Annotated in this window: 15 protein-coding genes; 4 read left to right on the top strand and 11 right to left on the bottom strand. The window is 62.0% G+C overall.

Going from position 1 to position 15,972, the window contains the following annotated elements:
- Positions 1–167: 167 nt before the first annotated feature.
- The 4 genes from pan2 (at position 168) to gvpH (ending at position 3,357) form a co-directional block, all read left to right on the top strand.
- Positions 168–1,400 carry a proteasome-activating nucleotidase Pan2 gene (gene pan2 / locus NJU76_RS05865; protein ID WP_254531856.1) on the top strand — a complete coding sequence of 411 codons (1,233 nt, stop codon included), beginning with the start codon at positions 168–170 and terminating at the stop codon, positions 1,398–1,400.
- Between the two features lie 146 nt (positions 1,401–1,546).
- Complete coding sequence (locus NJU76_RS05860; protein ID WP_254531855.1) at positions 1,547–2,026, top strand: pyruvoyl-dependent arginine decarboxylase; 480 nt, start codon at positions 1,547–1,549, stop codon at positions 2,024–2,026.
- Positions 2,027–2,085: 59 nt separating this feature from the next.
- Entirely contained in the window at positions 2,086–2,481 is a 396-nt protein-coding gene (locus tag NJU76_RS05855; protein WP_254531854.1) for a DUF5811 family protein, read from the top strand.
- A 336-nt stretch (positions 2,482–2,817) separates the two neighbouring features.
- A complete protein-coding gene (gvpH, locus tag NJU76_RS05850; protein ID WP_254531853.1) occupies positions 2,818–3,357 on the top strand; it encodes a gas vesicle protein GvpH in 540 nt (179 codons plus the stop codon).
- A 524-nt stretch (positions 3,358–3,881) separates the two neighbouring features.
- Here the strand turns inward: gvpH and NJU76_RS05845 are convergent.
- The 11 genes from NJU76_RS05845 to ahaH all read right to left on the bottom strand — a co-directional run bounded on the left by NJU76_RS05845 (position 3,882) and on the right by ahaH (position 15,730).
- The gene (locus tag NJU76_RS05845; protein WP_254531852.1) at positions 3,882–4,286 is read right to left on the bottom strand and encodes a DUF6276 family protein; all 405 of its coding nucleotides are present in this window, start codon (positions 4,284–4,286) and stop codon (positions 3,882–3,884) included.
- 60 nt (positions 4,287–4,346) lie between these two features.
- A complete protein-coding gene (locus tag NJU76_RS05840; protein WP_254531851.1) occupies positions 4,347–5,093 on the bottom strand; it encodes a V-type ATP synthase subunit D in 747 nt (248 codons plus the stop codon).
- Positions 5,094–5,738: 645 nt separating this feature from the next.
- Positions 5,739–7,352, bottom strand: a complete 1,614-nt coding sequence (locus tag NJU76_RS05835; RefSeq protein ID WP_254531850.1) for a long-chain-fatty-acid--CoA ligase — start codon at positions 7,350–7,352, stop codon at positions 5,739–5,741.
- A 158-nt stretch (positions 7,353–7,510) separates the two neighbouring features.
- Positions 7,511–8,926 carry an ATP synthase subunit B gene (locus tag NJU76_RS05830; protein WP_254531849.1) on the bottom strand — a complete coding sequence of 472 codons (1,416 nt, stop codon included), beginning with the start codon at positions 8,924–8,926 and terminating at the stop codon, positions 7,511–7,513.
- Positions 8,927–8,928: 2 nt separating this feature from the next.
- On the bottom strand, positions 8,929–10,692 hold the full coding sequence (locus NJU76_RS05825; RefSeq protein WP_254531848.1) for an ATP synthase subunit A: 1,764 nt from the start codon (positions 10,690–10,692) through the stop codon (positions 8,929–8,931).
- A 4-nt stretch (positions 10,693–10,696) separates the two neighbouring features.
- The gene (locus NJU76_RS05820; RefSeq protein ID WP_254531847.1) at positions 10,697–11,026 is read right to left on the bottom strand and encodes a V-type ATP synthase subunit F; all 330 of its coding nucleotides are present in this window, start codon (positions 11,024–11,026) and stop codon (positions 10,697–10,699) included.
- Positions 11,023–12,075 (bottom strand): V-type ATP synthase subunit C, encoded by a 1,053-nt coding sequence (locus tag NJU76_RS05815; RefSeq protein WP_254531846.1) that lies wholly within the window; start codon positions 12,073–12,075, stop codon positions 11,023–11,025. Before NJU76_RS05815 ends, NJU76_RS05820 begins: the two co-directional genes overlap by 4 nt.
- On the bottom strand, positions 12,072–12,653 hold the full coding sequence (locus NJU76_RS05810; protein WP_254531845.1) for a V-type ATP synthase subunit E: 582 nt from the start codon (positions 12,651–12,653) through the stop codon (positions 12,072–12,074). The genes NJU76_RS05815 and NJU76_RS05810 overlap by 4 nt, the downstream gene beginning before the upstream one ends.
- Positions 12,654–12,677: 24 nt before the next feature.
- Complete coding sequence (locus tag NJU76_RS05805; protein ID WP_254532584.1) at positions 12,678–12,920, bottom strand: hypothetical protein; 243 nt, start codon at positions 12,918–12,920, stop codon at positions 12,678–12,680.
- Positions 12,921–13,152: 232 nt separating this feature from the next.
- The gene (locus NJU76_RS05800) at positions 13,153–15,411 is read right to left on the bottom strand and encodes a V-type ATP synthase subunit I (protein WP_254531844.1); all 2,259 of its coding nucleotides are present in this window, start codon (positions 15,409–15,411) and stop codon (positions 13,153–13,155) included.
- Positions 15,398–15,730 (bottom strand): ATP synthase archaeal subunit H, encoded by a 333-nt coding sequence (gene ahaH, locus NJU76_RS05795; RefSeq protein ID WP_254531843.1) that lies wholly within the window; start codon positions 15,728–15,730, stop codon positions 15,398–15,400. The genes NJU76_RS05800 and ahaH overlap by 14 nt, the downstream gene beginning before the upstream one ends.
- Between the last annotated feature and the right edge of the window lie 242 nt (positions 15,731–15,972).

Genomic DNA, 15,972 nt, shown 5'->3' with positions numbered 1-15,972 from the left:
GACGAGACAAATGCGACCGCCGTTTCGATGCGGTACGTTGGACCGAGTCCCCATAGCCTTCGCCCCTCGACTTGCAGCATCCGGGTGAGGATTGATACCAAATGGCGGAATTTGCGCCGGGACCCAAAGGCACATTTACTATCGATATCTTATCGGCGTGTATCAGGATGTCTCGAAGCCCGTCTATTCCCGACCGACCTCACCGCGATATCGACTCAGACCTTCCCGACGACGAGCGGATCGAGGCGCTTCGCGGACACTACGAGGACCTCGTCGACGTCAACGAACAGCTGACCGCTCAGCTCGACGACGCAGAGGACCGCCGGAAGCGCCTCCGGGAGAACGTCGATCGCGTCGAACGCGAAAACGAGACGCTGAAGAGTTCGTCGCTGTACATCGCCACCGTCGAGGACATCCTCGACGATGACGAGGTCATCGTCAAGCAACACGGCAACAACCAGGAGGTCCTTACCGAGGTTTCCTCCCGCATGGTCGACCGCGTCGAGCCCGGCGACCGCGTCGCCGTCAACGATTCCTTCGCGATCCAGACGATACTGAATGCGGAGACCGACGCGCGCGCACAGTCAATGGAGATCACCGAGAAGCCAGAAGTGACGTATGCAGACATCGGCGGCATCGACGAGCAGGTCAGGGAAGTCCGCGAGGCCGTCGAGCAACCGCTCGCCGAGCCCGAGCTGTTCGACGAAGTCGGGATCGATCCGCCAAGCGGCGTCCTGCTCTACGGCCCGCCGGGAACGGGCAAGACGATGCTCGCGAAGGCCGTCGCCAACGAGACGGACGCGACGTTCATCAAGATGGCCGGATCCGAACTCGTTCGCAAATTCATCGGCGAAGGATCACGGCTGGTTCGTGACCTCTTCGAAATGGCCCGCGAACGCGAACCCGCCATCATCTTCATCGACGAGATCGACGCCATCGCCACCCGCCGAACCGAGTCGAAGACTTCCGGCGATGCTGAGGTCCAGCGGACGATGATGCAACTGCTCTCCGAGATGGACGGCTTCGAGGCTCGCGGCGAGGTTCGCATCATCGCTGCAACGAACCGCTTCGACATGCTCGACCGCGCGATCCTCCGCCCTGGCCGGTTCGACCGCCTCATCGAAGTCCCCGAACCCGACCGCGACGGCCGCGAACAGATTCTGGAGATCCACACCCGCGGAATGAGCGTCTCCGGAGACGTCGACTTCGCCGACCTCGCGGACGATACCGACGGCTACTCCGGCGCGGATATCGAGAGCCTCGCCACCGAAGCCGGCATGTTCGCCATCCGTAACGACCGCGAGACGGTCACGCATACCGATTTCGCCGAGGCCTTAGAGAAGATCGAAAACGACGACTCGAGCGACGTGATTTCGTCTGCGGGCTACTTCTATCAGTAACGACCGACCGTTCGCTTCACGGCCCATTCGGCGGCCTCTTCTCACTTCTTCGGGCAGCATTCCTGGCCGCTCAGCCGCCGTCAGCCTTGGATTCTGTCACGAGTCCAGATCGCAACGCCTTACGCCGCCCGCCCCCGAATGCGAGTATGAGCACGATCCGAGTCGTCTGGGGGTCCGCGTCGGGTCCCACCGCGATGGCATCCTACGATGCCGCGCTCGCCGAGGCCGGCGTCGAGAACTACAACCTCGTGTCTGTCTCCTCCATGATCCCGGCAGGTGTCTCCGTCGAGTCCGTCGGGACCGCACCAGACCTCGGTCCCGTCGGTGAGCGCCTGACGGTCGTCGAAGCTCGAGCGACCACCGCTGGACCGGGCCGAGTGAGCGCCGCGCTCGCCTGGTCCCAGTCCGACGACGATGGGCCGGGCTTGTTCTACGAGACCGCCGGCGAGATGGACCGCGCTGACGTCGAACGGCGAGTTCGCGAGGGTCTATCTGCTGGTCAGAAGCTTCGCGAGTGGACCTTCGCGGATCCGCGAGTCGCCGTCGAGAGTCGGCAAGCCGATTCGGGTCGATATACGACGGCAGTCGTCCTGGCAGTGTACGGCGACAGCGAACCGATCCTCTAGATTGTCCGAAGGCGAACCCTTTTCACCCGGCGGCCCGTTGCTATTGGCACACACTTCTCATGAACGGAAATACGCCGTATGCAGGTCTACCGGGCGAGACTGGAGCTGGACAGCGTGCCGCGGCGGACGTTCCGGACCTCTCGAGTGCGCAGAAACGACTGCTTCACCGTGACGTCTCGCGGATCGCCGCCCGCACGCGCGAGTTTCTCCCGAACGAATATATCGTCGATGCCGACGTCTCGACGAGCCTGACCGGCCCACAGGTCACCGTCGCGGTCCGACCGCCGGTCGGGCACCCGGTCAGTGCCGGCTTCACGCCCGACCTGGAGGAGGCGGCCACGGAGGAGGTCATCACCGCCGACGAACGCGACGAAGTTGCCCGAGGACTGGCCGCGAGCGCCGCGCTACAGGTGAAACAGGCCGTCAGCGACAGTGTGCGGCCGACCGGAAAGTAACTGCTGCGTCGCTGGACGATTCTATCCCTGGGAGTCGGTCGAGGCTACGAACACCCGCTTCGATGCACCTGACCTGGCGGTCAGGCTCGGACTGACGGATGGCGCTACGTCTAGGTGAGATAGCCGCTCTGGTCACTGCTTCTCTGATACGGGACGTGAGTTCTTTCCGGAAATCTCCGAAATAAAGACGGTGACTCGTTATCTACAGAACGTGAGGTGTCAGTGCCACTGGCACCGTCCGTTGATTAATCACAGCGAACGGTGAATCCAGGGCTTTATTGTGTTTCACGGTATCATATAACTCGGGAGATATGCGTAACGCTGAAGTGAACGTTCATGAGCAACGAAGATGACACCGAGCGGGAAAGCACCGACTCGGCGGAACCTGCGCCCGACGACCGACAAAATGGGGACTCTCTCCCGACCGCTCTCGAATCCTCTCTTCGAACGGGGCTGCAATCGTTGTCCGAAGGGCTTCGGAATGTGGTCGGGGATACAAGTGGAACGGTATCCACGAGAGGGGCTCCCCGTTCGCGCCCTTCTGCCGGCCGGAATCGGGAAAATTGGAAACAGCGCGCGGACGACGCGAAACGGAGATCGAAACTGGAGTCCGACGAGTGTTTAATCGACACTCGCCTCACCGACGGTGAGTTCGTCGTTATCGCCGACCTCCTCGGTGCGAGTATAAACGACATCTCGGTCGGTATTAACCCGCGAACGAACGAACTCGTCGTTCGGAAGAACGACACCGTCGTCGGTCGGGTCGACCTCCCGTGGGACTCGCCCGAAGTGGAGGGAGTCTGGTTCAAGAACGGAATCCTCGAAGTCTATATGCGATCAGAGGATTCTCGATCACTCGAGGAATCATCTTCGTGAAGTACCACGGGGGCAAGCCCCGTGGCTTCACCGTTTTGGCGGCAAGCCCAGAAACGGGCCATATGGCCGCAGGCGAATGTAATTCCCCTCGGACTTCCCGAGATGGGTCATCTGGAATTCACACCCGAACACGCGGTGTGTCCGTGAGGGTCGGCCGCTCCACCACGGCCCGATGGCGTCCGTCGCACCACGCCGAAGACGTGGGTTTTGAGAGAGCCACATTCCTCCGCAACTGTACACAGTTGCGACGAATTACGGTCTTTAATTCGCACAACTGTGTCTTTAAATACGTTAGGAAAGATAATAAAGCTTACGCGATTCACCCTCGGGGTCAAGCCCCGAGGCACTCTCGCTGTAATACTGTAGACGTTCCACTCGTTCTGACTGCAAAAGCATCGAGACGAATGGTCGCCGCATTCACCATACAGCACCCGACAGTTCGCCGGTCCACGCGTCCACGTGTTTCACCGTCCACCAGTGTCGCTTGCTTGCGATCACTCTTCGTCGGTAACGACGACGACCGGTCAGTACAGCAATTGCTCGAGTTGGTGTCGGCGACGTTCGAGGTCGATAGCCGGCTCGACAGAGGGATCGTCACCGAGGCGGTCGAGAACGAGCAACGGGTCCGTGCCGGCCCGCTCGACCTCCCTGAGAAGGGTTTCGATCGCGGTCCGGTTCGTCGCGAGCGATGAGCACAGGCCGAGCGCGAGCACGAGCGGGATCGCGCGTTCGGGTCGAATCGGAAACGCGTCGCTGATTCGTGAGAAATCGGGGTCGCTATTCGCTGTCCCCTCCTCGTCTGTCATCGGCTCGAGGGTCAGACAGTGCGGACAGACAGAAACGAACGCGGCTTCCGACGGTGCGTATCCGCGGTGCTCGTCGGGGACGGAAAACTGAATCTGGGATGAACCGCACTGTGAACAGGCCATCGGGATCGAATCCGCAGGTGAACGTCCAGTCGATCGACGGAGCGAGGCAGCTGGCGCGCCTTATTGGGTGCTCGTTGGGGACTGTGCGGCGGTGTCCGGCTGAATCTCCTCGAGTTCCTCCTGTTTCTGCTCGGCTTCTTCGGCTTCGGCTTCCGACTCGGCCTCTCGATCCTCCTTCTCTTCGGCTTCCTTCTTCTCCTTGATTTTCTTCAGGCGGAACGTTTCCTCGCGCTCCTGTTCTTCGAGCTTCTGCTCGATGTACTCCTGGTTCTCGTACAGCTCCGGGAGGAGTTTGAACTCGAGGGCGTTGACCCGCCGTTTGGTCGTCTCGATCTCGCGGAGCATCTTCTTCATCGCCGTCTCCACCTCGGCTGCGAGGATGATGCTCTCGAGTAAGTCCTCGTAGGCTTCCGCGGCCTCGTCGATGCGAGCGGAGGTGCCCATGATCCCGTAGCCGCGCTGATCGAGGCTCTTGGTGACCCGCGAGGATTCGATCTGCGGGACGACGACGCCCATGATGTTCTTCGACTCGGTCGTGATCTCGGGGTGTTCTTCCAGCGCCGCCGCGGCACCACGAACGGCGACGTCGCCCTCCATCGCCCGAGCCATGTTGATCTTCTGCTGGGCCGCCTCGTAGTCCTCCGCGAGGTTGCCGCGGACGTCCTGGGCCTTGTCCAGGATGTCCATGAACTCCATGATCAGCCCGTCGCGTTTCTTCTCAAGCGTGCCGTGTCCCCGCTCGGAGAGCTCGATGCGATCCTCGATCGCCATCAAGTTCTTGCGGGTGGGCTTGACGTCGTTGGCCATCTTGTGGGGGGATAGCGGCCGCAGTCGGATAACTGTTTACAGTTTTCGTCGACCAGGCTCGCCTGCGGTCTGAGACCGGGAGTGAAGGCGGTGTGGCACCACTCCGAGCGAGCTCAGTGGGTGCTCGTCTGCTTGAGTCCGGTGGCGGATTGATCGTGGATGGTGAGTCGCAACCGAATCGGCTACGTCGCGTGTCCCTGGGATTCGGTCGCGGCGGTCGTCGGATTGATCACATTGTTGTGGCGGGGGGATTAATTTGGTTGTTTGCGATCCAACACGTTCGCGACCTTCCGTGGATAAAGGCGGTTGCCGTCGCAGCCATTTCCCTTAGCGTCAATATTCTGCTTACCGTCCGATCGATACTATACGGAGACCGGATGCCGTTCCCAGCGGTTATTTAGGGCAAAACCACGCCTCTCGAGCGTTGAGTCGGGCCTCGAGGGCCTTCACTTCAAAATACGAACTGGCGGCGAAGATGAGCGCACCTGCGGCGAGTATCGTCGTATACGACGCTGCGACGACCGGGTAAACGCCGTCAGCGGCTACAATACCCCCGAAGAGAATCCGGATGGGACGGTCGGATCTTCGGACCCGTTCGCCTCTCGTCTCTACTCGAACGCGGGTGCAGCAGGGCGTTTGCGCGCGTTATCCCTGGCCCACCATTCGATCTTCGTCTTCCCATTCCTCCTTTCGGAGTTCGTACTTCTGGACCTTCCCCGTCGCGGTCGTCGGCAGTTCCTCGACGAACTCGACCCTGTGGACGACCTTGTACCCAGCTAACTTTTCGCGCGTGAACGCCTCGAGGTCGCCCTCGGTCACTCCCGGATCGTCGGAATCGCCGGACCCGGGGACGACGAACGCTTTCGGCGTCTCGCCCCACTCGTCGCTCGGGGCCGGAATCACCGCGACGTCCGCCACGTCGGGGTGGTCGAACAGCGCGTCCTCGAGTTCGATGCTCGAGATGTTCTCGCCGCCGGAGATGATGATGTCCTTCTTGCGGTCCTGAATGGCGATCAAGCCGTTCTCGTCGATCGTCGCGAGGTCGCCCGTGTGGTAGTAGCCCTCGACGCGGTCGGTGAAGGCCTCTTCGGTCGCGTCGGGCTTCTCCCAGTATTTCTCCATGATCTGGTTGCCCCGGACGACGACTTCGCCGAGGGTCTCGTCGTCACGCTGGACGTCGGTTCCGTCCTCGTCGACGACTCGGATCTCGGTGCCGAGGAAGGACAGCCCCTGTCGTTTCTTGATCCGAAACCGGTCGTCGCTGTCGTCGTCGAACCGTCGCCGCGCGTCGGAGGTCGTGATCAGCGGCCCCGTCTCGGTCGCGCCGTAGACGTGTTTCAGGTACCAGCCGAACTCGTCTTCGATGGTTCTGATCGTGGCTTCCGGCGGCGCGCTGCCGGCGGTCGCCAGTCGAACGTCCGCGTCGCCGGTCGCCTCGGGTTCGTTCGTTTCGTAATACTCGACTAACATGTTCAGCACCGTCGGGGCACCGCACATGTACGAGACGTCCTCCGACCGCACCGCTTCGAAGATGTCCCCGGCATCCACGCCGCGCGTGCAGACGTGTTTCGCGCCGATTCCGGTCACCGCGAAGATGTGGCCCCAGCCGTTCGCGTGGAACATCGGCAACGTCCACAGGTAGACGTCGTCGTCTGTCAGCTCCTGGTGGGCGACCAGCAGGTAGGCGTGGATCGTCTCGCAACGGTGGGTGCGACAGACTCCCTTCGGATCGCCCGTCGTCCCCGACGTGTAGTTGATCGTGATAATTTCGTCCTCGCTCATCGCCGGCCGGTCGTATTCCGTTCCCGCGTCCTCGAGAACCGCGTCGAAACTCTCCCACTCACCGTCGACGGCGGTCGCGTCGTTCGTAATAAACGTCTCCGTCGGCACCTCGTCGCGGATTTCCTCGATCCGGTCGGCGTACTCGTGATCCGCGTAAATCGCGTCGACGCCCGCGTCCGAGAGAATGTACTCGAAATCGGTCGGCGTCAAGCGATAGTTCAACGGCGTGTGAATCGCGCCCAGTTGCATGATCCCGTAGGCCGCCTCGAGGTGGTAGTGCGTGTTCGGGTCGAGGACAGCGACTCGGTCGCCTTTTTCGATGCCGCGCTCCTCGAGGGCCGCCGAGAACCGGTCAGCGCGCTCGCCGAGTTCGTCGTACGTGAACCGTTCTCCTGTCGTTGCCACAACTGCCTCGTCGTCGCCGTAGTGGGTCCGCGCCCGGTCTAAGAACTCCGGCACGAGTAGTGGTTTGTGCATGCATAGTATGATTCGAGGACGGTGCATACGATTGTTTCCACTTGTCGAACGAAGTGACAGTTCGTCGGGCGATCGCCAGTGGTGAGACTCGAGCGACCAGCTCGTCGGAGCGCTTCGAACGGACGCAAGAAAAATCTCGAGCCTCTCCGGTCGTGTGATTACTCGGCTTCGACTTCGACGACTTCGGCCTCGTCTTCGCGGTAGTGCTCTTCGATGAGGTCCTCGTCGACCCGGTTGAGTTCCGTCTTCGGCAGCGTCGACAGCAGGTCCCAGCCAATCTCGAGCGTCTGTTCGATCGAGCGGTTGGTGTCGTAGCCCTGTTGGACGAACTCAGCTTCGAAGCGGTCGGCGAAGTCGAGGAACTTGTTGTCGCGCTCGGACAGCGCCTCGCGGCCGACGATGTTCACGAGGTCGCGCAGGTCCTCACCCTCGGCGTAGGCAGCGTACATCTGGTCGGAGACGTCGCCGTGGTCTTCGCGGGTCAGGCCTTCGCCGATTCCGTCGTCCATCAGCCGCGAGAGGCTGGGCAGAACGTTGATCGGTGGTTCGATCCCCTGACTATTCAGGTCCCGATCCATCATGATCTGCCCTTCGGTGATGTAACCGGTCAGGTCCGGAATCGGGTGGGTGTCGTCGTCACCGGGCATCGTCAGGATCGGAATCTGCGTGACCGATCCCTCTTTGCCCTCGATTCGACCCGCGCGCTCGTAGAGTTGCGCCAGGTCGGTGTACATGTACCCGGGGTAGCCACGGCGGCCCGGGACCTCTTCGCGTGCGGCGCCGATCTCGCGCAGCGCCTCACAGTAGTTGGTCATATCCGTCAGGATGACCAGCACGTGGTAGCCTTCCTCGAAGGCCAGGTACTCGGCGGTCGTCAGCGCGAGTCGCGGCGTGACCTGCCGCTCGACCGCGGGGTCGTCCGCGAGGTTCATGAAGACGACCGAGCGCTCGAGCGCGCCGGTGCGCTCGAAGTCGTCCATGAATTCGTTCGCCTCTTCGGCGGTGATCCCCATCGCACCGAAGATGACTGCGAACTCGGAGCCTTCGCCCTCGCCTTCTTCCTCTTCCGGCACCGTCGCCTGACGGGCAATCTGCAGTGCGAGTTCGTTGTGGGGCAGGCCCGATCCAGAGAAGATCGGCAGCTTCTGGCCCCGAACCAGCGTGTTCATGCCGTCGATGGCGGAGACGCCGGTCTGGATAAACTCCTCGGGGTATTCACGCGAGAAGGGGTTGATCGCTTCGCCGACGATGTCGCGGCGTTCGTCGGGAACGATCTCCGGGCCGCCGTCGATCGGGTTCCCGGAGCCGTCCAGCACCCGTCCGAGCAGATCCTCGGTGACGGGCATCTTCATCGTCTCGCCCAGGAAGCGAACGGAGGCGTTGCGGTCGATCCCGCCCGTGCCTTCGAACACCTGGATCGAGACGATTCCCTCGCTCGATTCCAGTACCTGTCCGCGCAAGGTGTCGCCCTGTGGCGTCTCGATCTCGACGATTTCGTCGTAGCCAACAGGTTCGTCGACCTCGGCGAACACCAGCGGACCGCTGATTTCCGTGATAGTCTGGTACTCTTTCATTGTTAGTACAGGTCGCGCAGTTGTGTTTCGAGGTCGCGTTCGATCTCGTCGATGAACTCGTCCCACTCCTCGGCTGTGCCCATCCGGTTGAGCCGCGGCGCGGCGTCGACGTCTTGAATCTCCTCGACCGGGACCCCGGCCTCGAGCGCTTCGAACGCTTCGTGGTTGAACGTCTGGATAGCTCGGAGCATCCGGTAGGTCTTCTCGGGTTCGCAGTAGGTGTCGACGTCGTGGAGCGCGTTCTGCTGGAGCCAGGCCTCACGCAGGTACCGTGCGACCTCGAGCGTGAGCTGCTGGTCTTCCGGCAGCGCGTCCTTGCCGACGAGCTGGACGATCTCCTGCAGTTCGTCCTCCTCGTCTAAGACGTCGACGGCCCACTGGCGAACCTCGGGCCAGTCGCTCTCGACGTTGGCCTCCCACCACGGGTCGAGCTGATCCTTGTACAGCGAGTAGGACTCGTTCCAGTTGATTGCCGGGAAGTGCCGACGCTCCGCGAGGTCGGCATCCAGCGCCCAGAACGTCTTGACGATACGCAGTGTGTTCTGGGTGACAGGTTCCGAGAAGTCGCCGCCGGGCGGCGACACGGCGCCGACGACCGAGATCGATCCCTCGCCGCCGTTGATCAGCTGGAACTTGCCGGCGCGCTCGTAGAACTCGGAGAGCGCGGCCGCCAGGTACGCTGGATAGCCCTCCTCACCGGGCATCTCCTCGAGCCGACTCGAGATTTCCCGCATGGCCTCTGCCCACCGCGAGGTGGAGTCGGCCATCAGCGCGACGTCGTAGCCCATGTCGCGGTAGTACTCAGCGATCGTGATTCCCGTGTAGATGCAGGATTCGCGCGCTGCGACGGGCATGTTCGACGTATTCGCGATCAGGCACGTCCGGGCCATCAGGGGGTTCCCGGTCTGGGGGTCGGGCAGTTCTGGGAAGTCCTCGATGACCTCGGTCATCTCGTTGCCGCGCTCGCCACAGCCGATGTAGACGACGATGTCCGCGTCGGACCACTTGGCGAGTTGCTGCTGGGTGACGGTCTTGCCCGAACCGAACGGGCCGGGAATCGCCGCCGTCCCGCCTTTCGCGAGCGGGAACAGACCGTCTTGAATCCGCTGCCCAGTCACCAGGGGCTCGGTCGGCGTCTCCTTCTCACCGGCGGGTCGGGCTTCGCGGACCGGCCACTCCTGGTGCATCTGGATCTCTTCGCCATTCGAGAGTTCGACGACGGTTTCCTCGACGGTGAACTCACCGCTCTCGACGCTGGCCACCTCGCCGCCCTCGTAGTCCGGCGGCACCATAACCTTGTGGTCGATGGTGATCGTCTCTTCGACCGTCCCGACGACGTCGCCGGGTTCGACGGTATCCCCCTCCTCGACCTCGGGGGAGAACTCCCACTGCTTCTCGAGGTCGATCCCCGGGGCGTCGACCCCGCGGTCGAGAAACGCCGTCCCCATCTTCTCTTCCAGGACGTCGAGCGGTCGCTGCACGCCGTCGTAAATGGAGTCCAGCATCCCGGGTCCGAGGTCGACGCTCAGTGGCTCGCCCGTGTTCTGGACGGGTTCGCCTGGGCCGACGCCGGAGGTTTCCTCGTAGACCTGAATCGTGGTCAGGTTCCCTTCAATCTCGATGACCTCGCCCATCAGTCCTTCGTCGCCGACGTAGACGACGTCGTTCATCCGGGCGTCGAGGTCCGCGGCGGTCACGACGGGACCGCTCACGCTTTCGATTACACCGTCTTCGTCGACGGATTCGATGTCTTCTGCCTGGCTCATAGTGTTACTCGCTTTCTTCTTCCATCAGGTCGATACCGATCGCACGTTTGATCTGGTCGCGCAGCCCGCCGCCACCCGTGCCGCTGCCGATGGTGACGACGACCGGCTCGACGCTCGTCTCGACCTCCTGGCGAACGTTGCGCGACAGGTACTCGAGATCGTCGTCGTGCATGACGACGATCCCGACACCCTCGTCTTCGAGGGCTGCCGTCGCTGCGTCGTCTAGTCGCTCTTCTTTCTCGTCGTCCGGAACGTTCTCGAACCGTCTGACTCCCGCGAGGCGGAAGCCGGTCGTAAACTCCGGGCTGCCGACGACTGCGATTTCCTGGCTCATAGGATCACCAGCTCCTCTTCGATTTCGCTCTCGTCGAGTCCGACTTCGCGCCCCCGCGCGATCGCACGGATGTTCTCAACCTCGCGCTCTTTCGCGAGGATGTACGAGAGAACGGGGGTAATGGTGGTCGGATAGATGCTCGAGAGTGTGTCTGCGTATTCGAGCAACGCAGCGTCTAGTGCGTGTTCGAACTGTATAAGGCTGTCAGCATCGCGCAGCCGTTCCAGCGCTTCCGAGAGGCGATCGCCGTAGCGTTTGTTCTCCGCGATGTGGTCGACGAGTTCGTCGTAGTGGCCGACCAGTCGATTCAGTTCCGACTCGTCGAACAGGACGCCACCCTCGATGTAGTAGGCCGCCGGGTCCAGATCGGCACCGCTTCGCGCGAGTCGCAACGCGTTTCGCGCGTTCCGAAAGTCGATCTCCGTCTGCAGGAACTCGACGTACGTCGCCTCCGGCCCCTCCTGTGGCCGACCGAGGTCCTCCAGCAAGTTCTCGTAGAACGCGCGGTCGAGCGCGTTCTCGAGGGGGACGAGCGTCCCGACGGCTTCGTACTCTTCGTAGGCGTCTTCGAGCGGGTCTGCGAAAATCGTCCCGCGTACGAGTTCGATCACGTCTTCGATCGAGTCGAGTTCGGCCAGGCGGTCCAGCGTCCGATCGTCGAGTTCGCCGGCGCGGATGAGGTCCGTCCGGATCGCTTCGGCGTCCGAATCCGAGTAGATTCCGCGGATAACCGTCTTGAGATTCCAGACGTCGAACTTCCGGAGGTAACGGGCGATGAGGTCGTAGAGTCGCCCCTCCGCCCACTCGAGCAGGTCGTTGAAGTGCTTCGCGAGGTTGCGGTTCAGGGCGTACTCGATCAGATTGACGCCCGAAAACCGCGTTCCGAGTTCGTTGATCTCGCGTTCGTACTCCGTTTCCTCCATGAACCGTGCGATCTCGCTCGGCCCCATCCGGATCAGCTTGCGGTAGTCTTCGTCCGCCAACATCGCCGCCTGTCGCGAGCGAACGCGAGCGTTCACGTATTCCGGATTCGAGGCACCTGAACTCATTGCTCGAAGAGTCGATTGCTGATCTCCCGGAGGTTGTCTTCCCACACGTCTTCGAGTACCGTATCGAACGTGTTGTTGATGCGGACGCGCGACTGGTCGCTCTCGGCGACGACGCCGCCGAGACAGTCGTACTCGCCGGCGTACTCGTAGCCGTCGTAGTCGGCGAGGATCGAGTCGATCAGCTGCTCGTCGTCGCTGCGGCCGTAGACGTTGACGTCATTGCCCTCGTCGAACTCGTCGGTCGCTGCCTCAAGCAGGTCTCGGGTGAGTTCCTCGCGGGTGTCTCCCTCGAGTGCGGCGAGTTCGTCTTCGACCGCCTCGTGGACCTCTCCGAGTACGTCTCTGCGTGCCTCCAGGCGTTTCTGTTTCGCCTCCAGCTTCGCGCTGGAGAGTCGCTGTTCGCGCAGTTGTTCGATTTCGCGCTCGACGTCTGATTCGGCGTCAGCGACGATCTCGTCTGCGTCCTCGCGGGCGGTCGACTCGATCTCTTCGGCGCGCGTCTCGCCCTGGGCGCGGATATCCTCCGCACGCGCGTGAGCCTCTTCTCGAATGTCCTCAACGACTGTATCCAGACTCATTGTAAGAAAGTTCGGTAGGACGCTTTAGACGAAGAGCGCGACCAGTGCGAAGATCACGAGCGTCTCGGGAAGGACCGTCAGCAGAATCCCGATACCCGGCGATATCGAGTCCTCGGCGAGCGCGCCAACGACCGATGCCCCGATCCCTCGCTCTGCGTAGCCCGCGCCGATTGCCGCGAGACCGATGCCGATCGCTGCTGCTCCGCCTTGTTCGAGCGCCTGGAGTGGTACGGCATTCTCTGCGACACTGTTCAGCGCGAGTCCGATTTCGGGTAGAGCTTCGATTGTCATGATTGAGTTTTCCTTTGTGGTTTTGCAACCGGACAGGTGGTACTACTCCCCAGCGTCTTCTTAAAACTTCCCAAACCAAATTGCCGATTTTGGCGGCCTAACCGTCAGTACGGGGCTCCCGAGGGTATTATCTTTTCGATTCGAGCGGAAAAATTTGTGGGGGGTTAGCAAGCGTGACGATAACGGGATCGGCGGGTGGGGTGCGAGGTCAGTTCTCGTCGTCGGATCGAATTCCGCCGAAAGGCTCGAATACCCGCCCGCCGCCTTCGTAGAACTTGTTGAAGAACTCGACGTACTCGAGACGGATTCCCTGCAGGCCGGCGCTCGTCACGCCGAGCAGGAGGACGACGATGTGGCCGAGGACGAGGATGAACACGCCCAGGATGGCCATCACGATGCCGCCGTGAAGCAAGCCGCCGAACATAACCTCGGTCACTTCGTGACCGTGGTAGGTACCCTGCTCGAGCATCTCCTGTGGGGCGTGGCTCGTGCCGAAGTGCCACTCCGCGTGCTCGCCTTCGCCGACGACGTACACACCGAAGAACAGCATGTTGACGACGAACGCCATGCCTGCCTTCGCCAGGATGACCGCCGCTATTCGGAGGTACGAGAGGACGTCACCGAGGACGTTGAAGCTCTCGAGACCGCCGATGATGACGCCGAGCACGCCGTAGTGTCTGACCTCCCCGTAGATCATCGTTGCGAGCCCAATCGCCGCGAGCGGCAGTCCAACCATCAGGCCGGTCTCGGCGGTGAAGCCGGTGAAGCCGAGTTCGTAGGCGGCTTCGGAACCAGTGCCGAACGAGGTGTACAGGAAGTCCGGCTTGACGCCCTCACCGTGGCGACTGAGGATCCACACCCAGACGCCGATCATGAGAAGCGCCCACGAGCCGTTCTCGAGGTACGCGTCGACGACGCCGTGGTCGAGATCGTTGGCGAATCCGAAGATGTATCCCACGGTGAGGTGAGCCAGTCCGATGAGGACGCTCACTAGCAGCCACGTCTGACCGTACTTCGCGTACACTGGCTGAAGTCCCTTGTGCAGCGGTGGACTGCCACCGAAGAGAACCTCTCCCAGCACGTGCATCCCGAAGATTTCGCCGTACAGGATGCCGAATAGCATCGTGAAGCCGCCGGCCCAGATGCCGATCGCACCCAGGCTTCGAACGATGTCCTCGTCGAAGCGGCTATACAGCGTGTATCCGGCAATGGTGTACAATATCCCGTAGCCGAGGTCGCCCAGCATGAATCCGTAGAACGCAGGGAACGTCAACAGTAGAACGATAGTCGGGTCGAGTTCGCTGTAGCGGGGCCGGTCGATCAGCCGCAACAGGAACTCGAACGGCTTCGCCGGGCCGATGTTGTCCTGGATGACCGGCGGTTCGTCGACCATCGTCACGACGCCGGCGCTTCCGGTCGTCGTGCCGCCGTCGGCAAGCGCCTCCTGTACCTCCTCTTCTTCCTCTTCGGTCATCCCCTCCGTGTCGCTGGGGCCGCCGTGGTCTACCTCTTCCGTCCGCGTCGGATAGCCCTCGTCATTGTAGTCCGCCCGGACGAGTTCTTCGATCTCGAGGCTGTCGCCGACGGCGCCGTCGAGCGCCGCGACGAGGCGATCGTACTCGTCGCTCGGGAGCCATCCCTCCGCGACGAACGCGTGGTCAGTCGTCGCGAATTGCAGCGGCGCCTCCGCCTGCTGTACCTCGACCGTCAGCTCTTGTTCTGCACCCAGGAGGAACGACCCCTCCTTCCGCTTGATCTCTTCGAGGCCCGCGTCGACGTCGTCGAGCTGTGACTCGAGGTCGCGCTTTCGATTCTCGAGATTTGACACGTAGTCGGCGGGGCTCTGGTCCGTCTCCGGAACCTCGTAGCGGGTGAATTCGACTCCGACCAGTGCCTCGTCGATCGCGTTTTCGTCGCCGTCCTCCGTTGGTTCGGCCACGACCGCCACGACGTCGCCGCCGGTGAACGTCTCGAAGGCACCGACGTCGTCGGACGCCTCGAGTGCGGACTCGACGTCCTCGAGCGAGCCTTCGCCGACGAGCACGTCGACCGACTTGTACCCGGACAGCAGGTCCAGATCGATTCCCAGCTCTGCGAACGGAGCGACGCCGTCTATCTTCTCGTTGATTTGCCGGAGTTCGTCGTTGATCTCCGTTCGTCTGTCGTCGAGTTCGTTGACCCGCGTTCGAATTTCCTCGAGTTTTCTTTCCCAGCCCTCCTCGAGTGCAGCCGGGTTGGCTTCGTCAGCCGATAGATCGAGGGTGCTCTCGAGGGCACGGACAGTCACCAACTTCTCGGAGGATTCGTCGGCCCGTCCGATCGGATTCCCGTTGTCGAATGCCTCCCAGGACCCGTCGTAGTCGGAGAGGTGAACCAGACCCACCTCGTGAATCGTCTCGATGACCGTGGGCATCACGCTCTTAGAGCCGGTCACCGAGACCTTGCTCATCCGTTCAGGTCTGAGCATGAACGTCCTCCTGGAACAGTTCGACGACGTGTTCGGTCACCTCGTCGATCCGACTCCGGGCGCGCTCGGCGAGTTCTTTACGCTCCCGTTCGCCTTCTTCGAGGACCTGCTCGCACTCCTGATCGATTTCCTCGCGAGCCTCCTCCAGGCGGCGCTCCTTTAACTCCCTGGCCTCCTGTTCCGCTTCCGTGCGAATCTCCTCGGCGCGTTCCCGGGCCTCGGCTATTCGCTCGTCGCGGTCGTTGTTTGCCTTTGCGACGATCTCGTCGGCCTCCGCTTCCGCCGACTTAATTCGTTCGAGAACCTCTGGCCTCGGCATACTCTAAGCAGTCGGATGTTTGCCAGAGCGCGTATATGGTAGTTGCGAAAGTGTCTCGACACGAGCCGGTGCTGAGCCATCGGTAACTTCGTGTTACCCAAATTGAGGCGCTACTGTCCGTTCCTCAGCGAGCGCCGACAAAAGGGAAGGAACGAACAGGGACGTGGCGTTTCGACCGAGAAACCGCTGTGGGTCCGCAGACACTCCTATCCTTCCGGTGGCTTCACGGCCGACAGGGACTG

The organism is Natrinema gelatinilyticum, assembly GCF_024266705.1.
Taxonomy (GTDB): domain Archaea; phylum Halobacteriota; class Halobacteria; order Halobacteriales; family Natrialbaceae; genus Natrinema; species Natrinema gelatinilyticum.
The sequence above is the reverse complement of the archived record's forward strand: the minus strand, read 5'-3'. Positions and strand labels throughout refer to the sequence as shown.

What these genes read in the sequence shown, in the direction of transcription:
- NJU76_RS05800 (WP_254531844.1), bottom strand. Translation starts at nt 15,411, where the DNA reads ATGCTCAGACCTGAACGGATGAGCAAGGTCTCGGTGACCGGCTCTAAG.
- NJU76_RS05840 (WP_254531851.1), bottom strand. Translation starts at nt 5,093, where the DNA reads ATGGCCAACGACGTCAAGCCCACCCGCAAGAACTTGATGGCGATCGAG.
- NJU76_RS05810 (WP_254531845.1), bottom strand. Translation starts at nt 12,653, where the DNA reads ATGAGTCTGGATACAGTCGTTGAGGACATTCGAGAAGAGGCTCACGCG.
- ahaH (WP_254531843.1), bottom strand. Translation starts at nt 15,730, where the DNA reads ATGCCGAGGCCAGAGGTTCTCGAACGAATTAAGTCGGCGGAAGCGGAG.
- NJU76_RS05815 (WP_254531846.1), bottom strand. Translation starts at nt 12,075, where the DNA reads ATGAGTTCAGGTGCCTCGAATCCGGAATACGTGAACGCTCGCGTTCGC.
- NJU76_RS05820 (WP_254531847.1), bottom strand. Translation starts at nt 11,026, where the DNA reads ATGAGCCAGGAAATCGCAGTCGTCGGCAGCCCGGAGTTTACGACCGGC.
- NJU76_RS05855 (WP_254531854.1), top strand. Translation starts at nt 2,086, where the DNA reads ATGAACGGAAATACGCCGTATGCAGGTCTACCGGGCGAGACTGGAGCT.
- NJU76_RS05825 (WP_254531848.1), bottom strand. Translation starts at nt 10,692, where the DNA reads ATGAGCCAGGCAGAAGACATCGAATCCGTCGACGAAGACGGTGTAATC.
- pan2 (WP_254531856.1), top strand. Translation starts at nt 168, where the DNA reads ATGTCTCGAAGCCCGTCTATTCCCGACCGACCTCACCGCGATATCGAC.
- NJU76_RS05860 (WP_254531855.1), top strand. Translation starts at nt 1,547, where the DNA reads ATGAGCACGATCCGAGTCGTCTGGGGGTCCGCGTCGGGTCCCACCGCG.
- NJU76_RS05830 (WP_254531849.1), bottom strand. Translation starts at nt 8,926, where the DNA reads ATGAAAGAGTACCAGACTATCACGGAAATCAGCGGTCCGCTGGTGTTC.
- NJU76_RS05835 (WP_254531850.1), bottom strand. Translation starts at nt 7,352, where the DNA reads ATGCACAAACCACTACTCGTGCCGGAGTTCTTAGACCGGGCGCGGACC.
- gvpH (WP_254531853.1), top strand. Translation starts at nt 2,818, where the DNA reads ATGAGCAACGAAGATGACACCGAGCGGGAAAGCACCGACTCGGCGGAA.
- NJU76_RS05845 (WP_254531852.1), bottom strand. Translation starts at nt 4,286, where the DNA reads ATGGCCTGTTCACAGTGCGGTTCATCCCAGATTCAGTTTTCCGTCCCC.